The following is a 7,160-nucleotide window of genomic DNA, read 5'->3' as shown; positions in this document are numbered from 1 at the left end:
CCCGCAACCCCGGCAGGAGGCGTAGTTCTCACGCCCGGTCAGCTCCGCCATCGCGCGCAGCTGCAGCGCCCGCAGGTGCGCGATCTGCCGCTCCGCCGCGAGCACGACATCGACCACACCGGAATCACCCAGCCCGCCCGGATCCACGACCTCCAAGACCGCAGCCAGCTCCGCACCCGTCGGCAGCCCCACCCAGTCCGGCACCGGCGAGGAACCGAGCTCTGCAACCATGCCACCCACGCTATCGCACATCTGTTCGACTCGCATCTCAGACCAGCTCCGCCGAAAGCAGCGCAACGCCAGGCGGCTGTCCCGCCGGGGGCGACGATGTTCCCGGGAGCACGGTGTCGACCGTTGGATCTCGGCCAGGCATGCGCTCGCCGCCGCAGCGATCACCGCGGCGTGCTGTCCGGGCGGACGCGGCGGCGGAAGACGTCTCAGGCGTTGGCGTTGCGGGCGCGGATCGTGCTGCGCTGTGCTGAGGGCGGCATGATCGCGCAGGTGTCGTAGGAGTTCGGGCTGGCGCGTGCGACGGTGTCGAAGTGGCGGGTCGCGGTTCCTGTCCGAGCGACTGGACGGGCTGTCGGAGGAGCCGCGCACGGGCCGGCCACGAGTGATCACCGACGAGCGGGTCGAAGCGGTGATCACCAAGACGCTGGAGGAGCGGCCGGGACTGAAGCCGCACGCGGTCGAAACGCCGACCCCGAACCGTTCATCTGGACCAAGACCGCCGACGGGATCCTCGAGACCTTCGCCGCATACTGCCCAACGAATCAGCGCCAGGCGGCGCGGTACTCGTCGTCGGTGACGTGGTCGCCCCAGGTGGTCTCGGGGGTGTCGTCGCCGGCGGCCTCCCAGATGGCCGTGTGGATCATGAAGTGGCCGGGCGCCGCGCCGTGCCAGTGCCACTCCCCGGGCGGCGTGTGGACGGTGTCGCCGGGTCGGACCATGGCGACGTCGCCGTCACGCGCCTGGATGAGCCCGATGCCGTCGGTGACGTGCAGCGTCTGGCCGACGGCGTGCGAGTGCCAGGCGGTGCGGGCACCGGGCGCGAACCGGACGGTGTTCACGCGCACCAGAGACGGTCGCTCGCCGCGGGCTACGACGTCGAACCAGACATCGCCGGTGAACTGTTCGGCGGGGCCCTTGGTGCTGGGCTGCTTGGGCACGATCTCCATATTCACTCCGTCCTCGAGGGTGTCTCGGCGCGGCGGCCGCGGCCGTGTACACGACCAGCGTCAGGCCCGGGGTCGGACGGGAGTCCATGGTCTCGTAGTCCAGGCCCGGGTCGCCGACAAAAGGGGGACGCAACTTCTCTACCCCGCTGCGGAGGAAGCGCACCTTGTGGGCGGCCCAGCGGATGTGAAAGATCTCGCTGCGCGTCGACAGCTCGCCGATGAGCTCGGTGAGCGCCCGATCGTGGGGGTTGCGGCCGGCCTCGGAGCGGAGCAAGGCGGTGGCGGTCTTCGACCGCACGGTCGAGCTGGACGGAGTCCCAGACGGCTACCGCGCGATGAACGGAGGGTCAGGGCGAGAATGGGGAAACCACCGGGATCGGCCGAGGAGGACATCATGGCCGCCACCAAGCACTGGACCGTCGACATCGTCATCGGCGAGCGCGACGACGGCGAGACCTACGCGGAGGCCCGCCTCACCACGGAGGCCACCGCCGGGCTCCGCGCGGTCGGCAAGGCCCGCCTCAACCCGCACGACGTGAACGTCCCCGAGATCGGCGACGAGATCGCCGCCGCCCGGGCGCTGCGCGTGCTCGCCGACGACCTGCTGGACGTGGCCGCGAGGGACGTCGAGAACGTCACCCACGAACCGACGCACCTCAAGAGCCGCTGACCGGGACAGATCACCCGATCTCGGGCCGAAAGTCCCGAGATCATGGTCTTCCGCCCCTACGACCCATGGCTCCGGCATCGCGATGCTGGAGCCATGGGGAAGCTCACCAAGCCGGTACCTCCGGTCCGGCGCCTGCTCGTCGTCTGCGCCCATCCGTATGACGCGACGTTCGCGCTCGGGGGCGTGATCGGGGCGTTCACCGGGGCGGGGACGACGGTGCGCATCCTGTGCCTCACGCACGGCCGGCGCGCGGACCCGAGCCCCCGCCGGCGGGTCGACCGGGCCCGCGATTTGGGACGCGCCGCCCGTCACCTCGGCGCGGAGGAGATGACGCTGCTCGACCACGCTCCGGGGACGCTCGGGCGGACCGCCGTCGACGCCCTGGCCGACGAGGTCCTGGCCGTCGCCGACGGCGTGGACGCCCTGCTCACCGTCGACGCGACTGGGTCGGGTGCGCACCCTGACCACGTCCGGGCGATGCGGGCGGCCTACCGCGCCGCCGGCAAGCACGGCAGCGTGCTCTACGCCTGGTCGCTGCGTGCGACGGACCCCGGCTCCGGTCGCCAGGTGCTGGTGGTCGACGCCGATCGCGACCGGCAGCGCGCCGCGATCGCCTGCCACACCGGGCTCCCCGCCGACGACCCGCTGCGCAACCGCTGGCTGCGGCACCAGGACCGCGCCGAGCGGCTGATCGTGCTGGGGGGTGAGCGCATCCTCCACCCGGCGGCTCACGCGATGCTGCCCGCCCGGCGCCCGAACACTGCGCCGGCCGCGAGCCCCGTGCCGCCGGGGTAGTTGCCGCTGAACAGGCCGCCCAGCATCTCACCGGCGACCAGCAGCCCGGGGAGCACCGACCCGTGCGCTGTCAGGACCCGCCCGTGCGTGTCCGACCGCAGGCCGCCGAAGGTGAACGTGATGCCGCAGGTCACCGGGTAGGCGTAGAACGGCGGGGTGCGCAGCGGCGCCGCCCAGTTGCTCTTGGGCGGCACGACCCCCGCCCGTCGGCCGTCCTTGACGGTCGGGTCGAACGGCACGGAGGTGTCGATGGCGGCGTTGAACTCCGCCACCGTCTTGCGCAGGCCGGGCTCGTCGATCCCGGCACCGCGGGCCAGCTCCTCCACCGTGTCGGCGACGACCACGCTGATGCCCGGCATGTCGTACTCCTCGGTCCGCAGCAGCGGCCGCAGCTCGGCGTCGAAGAGCTGGAACGCGACGGAGCCGGGCTGCTCGAGGATCTGGCTGCCGTACTTGGCGTAGGTGTAGTTGCGGAAGTCCTCCCCCTCGTCGAGGAACCGCTCCCCGTTGCGGTTGACCACGATCCCCAGGGGGTAGCTCTGCCTGGTCAGTCGATTGGTGAGCTCGCGGTTGCTCTCGTTGCAGGGGTGGCCCGCGTCCCAGGCGACGCTGTGGCAGGTCGACCAGTCCCCCGCCGGCGCGGCGCCGATGCGCAGCGCCTCCATCAGTAGGTCGCCGGTGTTGTGCAGGGTGCCGCGCACACGCGCCTTGGACCAGCCGGGGCCGAGGTAGCGCTCGCGCAGGTCCGGGTCGGCCTCGAAGCCGCCGGCCGCCAGGACGACCGACGACGCGCCGAGCCGCGCCGTGGCGCCGTCGCCGGTCGTGTAGGAGACCCCGACGACCGCACCGTCCTGGACCAGCAGCTCCCGCACCCGGTGGCCGTAGCGGACGTCGACGCCGGCGGCGGCCGCGGCGCGGGCGTGATCGGCCATCAGGCCCTGCCCGCCGTCGACGTTGCCGATGTGCAGTCCGCCCCAGAACAGGTAGCTGCCGTCGTGCCGCTGATAGGCCTGGCGTTCGTACATCAGGCGGTAGCGCAGGCCGTGCCCGTGCAGCCAGCGCATCACGGGCTGGCTCTGCGCCACCAGCACCCGGGTCAGCTCGGGGTCGTTGCGCCCGTCGGTGACCTTCGCCAGGTCGGCCGCGTACTCGGCCTCGGTGTAGGCGGGCACCTCCGTGACGCGGTGCCTGTCGTCGGGTTCGACGATGTCGAGCAGGTCGGGCAGCCCGCCGTGGACGATCCGGGTGGCGCCGGCGGTGTAGTAGCTGTTGCCGCCAGCATGCTGCAGGTCCGCCTTCTCCAGCAGCACGACCGAACGACCGCGCTCGGCGGCGGCGAGCGCGGCGCAGAAGCCGGCGTTGCCGCCGCCCACGACGACGACGTCGGTGCGCGGCTGCGGGCTGGTTCCCGGTCGATGCACGGTGTACTCCGCTTCTCCGGTGGACGGGGACGGCGCGTTGACCCCGTTCGTCACGGGCCGAGCGTCAACAACGTCTCCTCGGTCATGTCGCGAATGGCGTAGGCGGGGCCCTCGTGCCCGTACCCGCTGGCCTTGACCCCGCCGAAGGGCATCAGGTCGACGCGGGCGCTGGAGGTCTCGTTGACGTGCACGGTCCCGACGCGCAACCGGCCGGCCACGTGCAGCGCCCGGCCGATGTCGGCGGTGAACAGCCCCGCCGCCAGGCCGTACGGGGTGTCGTTGGCCTCGTCGATCGCGGCGTCCACGTCGGTGAACGGCCGGATCGACACGACCGGGCCGAAGATCTCCCGGCACATGACGTTCATGTCCGGCGCGACGTTCGTGAGGACGGTGGGCTGGACGACGGCGTCGGTGCGGCCACCGCCGACGATCACCTCCGCGCCCTGCTCGGCGGCGGTGCTCACCCAGCCGGCCACGCGCTCGGCCGCCTGTTCGTCGATGAGCGGGCCGACGAAGGTCGCCGGGTCGCGCGGATCGCCGACGCCGCGGCCGTCCAGGGCCGTCCGCAGCGCGCCGGTGAAGTCGTCGACGACGGACTCGTGGACGTAGAGCCGCTGGACCGACGTGCACACCTGACCGGCCTTGCGGAACGCGGCGTTGACGCACAGCTGGGCCGCCCGTTTGAGGTCCGCGTCGTGGCAGATGATCGTGCTGGCCAGGCTGCCGAGCTCCAGCTGGGCCCGGCGCACGCCGATGGTGCGCTGGATGTGCTCGCCGACCGCGGTGCTGCCGGTGAACGCGTAGTACGCGGGCACCTCGTCCTCCAGCAGCCACTGCCCGACCGTCGAGCCGTCGCCGTACAGCACGCTGATCAGGCCCGCCGGCAGGCCGGCGTCCAGCAGCACGCGCAGGAGCAGGTCCGCGGTCAGCGGCGTCTGCAGCGCCGGCTTCAGCACCACGCCGTTCCCGGCCGCCAACGCCGGCGCGACCTTGTGCGCGACGGTGTTCAGCGGCGAGTTGAACGGGGTGATGGCGCAGACCACGCCCACCGGCCGGCGCACGGTGAACGCCACGCGGGCCGGTGCGGCGGGGTCGGCGTCGATCGGCACCACCTCGCCGCGCAGCCGCTTGGCCTCCTCGCCCGACAGCAGCAGCGTCTGCGCCGTCCGGTCGATCTCGCGGCGGGCGTCGACGGTGGTGAAGCCGGTGTCGGTGACGATCGAGTCGACCAGCTCGCCGGCCCGTTCGAGCACCAGCTCACTGGCCCGGGCCAGGATGCGGTACCGGTCGTAGGCCGTGAGCTGCTGCTCGGCCTGGGCGGCGGCGACCGCGCGGGTTGCCTCCCCCACCTGGCCCTGACCGGGCACGTGCACCTCGGCCACCGGCTCGTTGGTGTAGGTGTCGCGGGCGACGGTGGTTCGCTCGCCGTCGACCCAGTCGCCGGCGACGAACGAGCGCAGTTGCTTCATGGTTCTCCTCCGAGGTGCTCAGAACTGCGACGCGTACTGGGCCGGGTCGATCCGGGCCTCGACCACCAGCGGACGGGTCAGGCCGGTGGCGTTCTCCAGGGCACGGTCCAGCTCGCCCGCCGAGCGCACCCGAACCCCGTCGCACCCCATCGCACCGGCCAGCTGGACCAGGTCGGTGTCCTCGATGCGGGTCGCCACGCTCGGGTAGCTGGCCGCCATCTGCTTCAGCTCGATCCGGTTGAGGCTGCCGTCGACGAACACGACCACCACGATCGGCAGCCCGAGCCCGGCGGCCAGCCGCATCTCCGTGGCCACCATCGCGAAGCCCCCGTCGCCGACGAGAGCGGCCACCGGCCGGTCGCGGTCGAGCAGCTTGGCCGCGATCGCCGCCGGCACGCCGAACCCCATCGCGGACAGTCCGTTGGTCATGAGCACGCTGCGCGGCGACGCGGCCGGCCAGCCCTGCCCGACCAGGAGCTTGTGCGAGCCCACGTCGGTGGTGACGATCGCGTCCCCGGCCAGCCGGCCGGCGACCACGTCGATGACGTCGGTCGGGTTCAGCCGGTCCGCGACGCGCCCGGCGTAGTAGGCCTCGCGCAGCCGGGCCCGGTGCTCCTTCACCTCGCGCTCGCTCCATCGGGGCTCGCCGGTCCAGGAGTCGGCGAACCAGCCGAGGGCGGCGGCGACGTCGCCGACGACCTCACAGTCGCTCGCGTACACCTGGTCGGTGTTCGCGGTGGTGTCGACGTGCACGACCGGCGCCGTGACCCGCCACGGCTTGATCAGCTCGACGGGGTCGAAGCCGGCCGCCACGATCAGGTCGGCGGAGGCCAGGAGGTCCCAGAGCACCTGGTTGCAGGCCATGTCGAGCACGCCGGCGAACATCGACGAGTCCTCGGCGACGACGCCCTTGGCCATCGGCGCGACCACCACCGGCAGGCCCGCCACTTCCGCCAACCGGGTCAGCTGCTCCGTGGCACCGCAGCGCACCGCGCCGATGCCGGCCAGCAGCACCGGACGGCGCGCGGCCGCGAGCAGGCGCGACGGGTCGGCGCCGCTGACGCTGACACCGCCTCGGTGCGGGCCGAGCGGCGGCACCGCGACGACGGCGTCCCTGGCCGGCGCCTTGAAGGTGTCCGACCCACAGGTGAGGTGCACGGCGCCGGGGCGTTCGGCGGTCGCGGTGCGCAGTGCCTTGCGCATGACGGTGGCGACAGCACCGGCGTCCATCCGGCCGGCCCACTTCGTCACCGGCGCGAACAACGCCTGGTGGTCGACCACCTGGTGGGTGAAGAACGGCTCCCGGGCGGACTCGATCTGCCCCGAGATCGCCAGCATCGGCACCCGGTCGAGCGTGGCCGCAGCGACGCCGTTGACCAGCGCCGTCGACCCGGGACCCAAGGTCGACAGGCAGACGCCGGGACGACCGGTGAGCATGCCGTGCGCCTCGGCCATGAACGCCGCGGTGCCCTCGCGCCGCGCCAGGACGACGTCGATCCCGCGGATCCGCGAGCGCTCCATGAACTCGATGATCGGGTCGCCGGGGTAGGCGAAGATGGCTTCGGTGCCCGCCTCGGCGAGGTAGGCCGCCATCAGGTCGGCGGTGCTCGCCGCCTCGCTCGTCACG

General features: G+C 72.7%; 7 protein-coding genes and 1 pseudogene. 2 read left to right on the top strand and 6 right to left on the bottom strand.

Annotated features, from left to right (window positions below):
• The 3 genes and pseudogenes from E1269_RS15110 to E1269_RS34280 form a co-directional block, all read right to left on the bottom strand.
• The coding region (locus E1269_RS15110; protein WP_131895874.1) for a hypothetical protein at positions 1-231 on the bottom strand (231 nt) is incomplete at its 3' end.
• Positions 232-773: 542 nt separating this feature from the next.
• Positions 774-1,178 carry a (R)-mandelonitrile lyase gene (locus tag E1269_RS15105; protein ID WP_131895872.1) on the bottom strand — a complete coding sequence of 135 codons (405 nt, stop codon included), beginning with the start codon at positions 1,176-1,178 and terminating at the stop codon, positions 774-776.
• Between the two features lie 82 nt (positions 1,179-1,260).
• Positions 1,261-1,476: pseudogene (locus E1269_RS34280) on the bottom strand (MmyB family transcriptional regulator); the annotation flags it as partial.
• Between the two features lie 96 nt (positions 1,477-1,572).
• On the opposite strand from E1269_RS34280, the gene E1269_RS15100 reads away from it, so the two are divergent.
• Both E1269_RS15100 and E1269_RS15095 read left to right on the top strand, forming a co-directional pair.
• Positions 1,573-1,848, top strand: a complete 276-nt coding sequence (locus E1269_RS15100) for a dsRBD fold-containing protein (RefSeq protein WP_131895870.1) — start codon at positions 1,573-1,575, stop codon at positions 1,846-1,848.
• Positions 1,849-1,941: 93 nt separating this feature from the next.
• Entirely contained in the window at positions 1,942-2,643 is a 702-nt protein-coding gene (locus tag E1269_RS15095; protein ID WP_162606431.1) for a PIG-L deacetylase family protein, read from the top strand.
• On the opposite strand, the gene tcuA is transcribed toward E1269_RS15095, so the two are convergent.
• From tcuA to E1269_RS15080, 3 genes are read right to left on the bottom strand one after another with little or no spacing between them, the layout of a single operon-like run.
• The gene (tcuA, locus tag E1269_RS15090; RefSeq protein ID WP_131895896.1) at positions 2,577-4,064 is read right to left on the bottom strand and encodes an FAD-dependent tricarballylate dehydrogenase TcuA; all 1,488 of its coding nucleotides are present in this window, start codon (positions 4,062-4,064) and stop codon (positions 2,577-2,579) included. The two genes, E1269_RS15095 and tcuA, sit on opposite strands and share 67 nt — an antisense overlap.
• Before the next feature lie 50 nt (positions 4,065-4,114).
• Entirely contained in the window at positions 4,115-5,533 is a 1,419-nt protein-coding gene (locus E1269_RS15085; protein WP_131895866.1) for an aldehyde dehydrogenase family protein, read from the bottom strand.
• A gap of 18 nt (positions 5,534-5,551) precedes the next feature.
• Entirely contained in the window at positions 5,552-7,159 is a 1,608-nt protein-coding gene (locus E1269_RS15080) for a thiamine pyrophosphate-binding protein (protein ID WP_131895864.1), read from the bottom strand.
• Position 7,160 lies beyond the last annotated feature (1 nt).

Origin of the sequence: Jiangella asiatica (assembly GCF_004349065.1) — a bacterium.
Taxonomy (GTDB): domain Bacteria; phylum Actinomycetota; class Actinomycetes; order Jiangellales; family Jiangellaceae; genus Jiangella; species Jiangella asiatica.
Note: the sequence above shows the minus strand (reverse complement) of the source record. Positions and strands in the feature narration are given on the sequence as shown.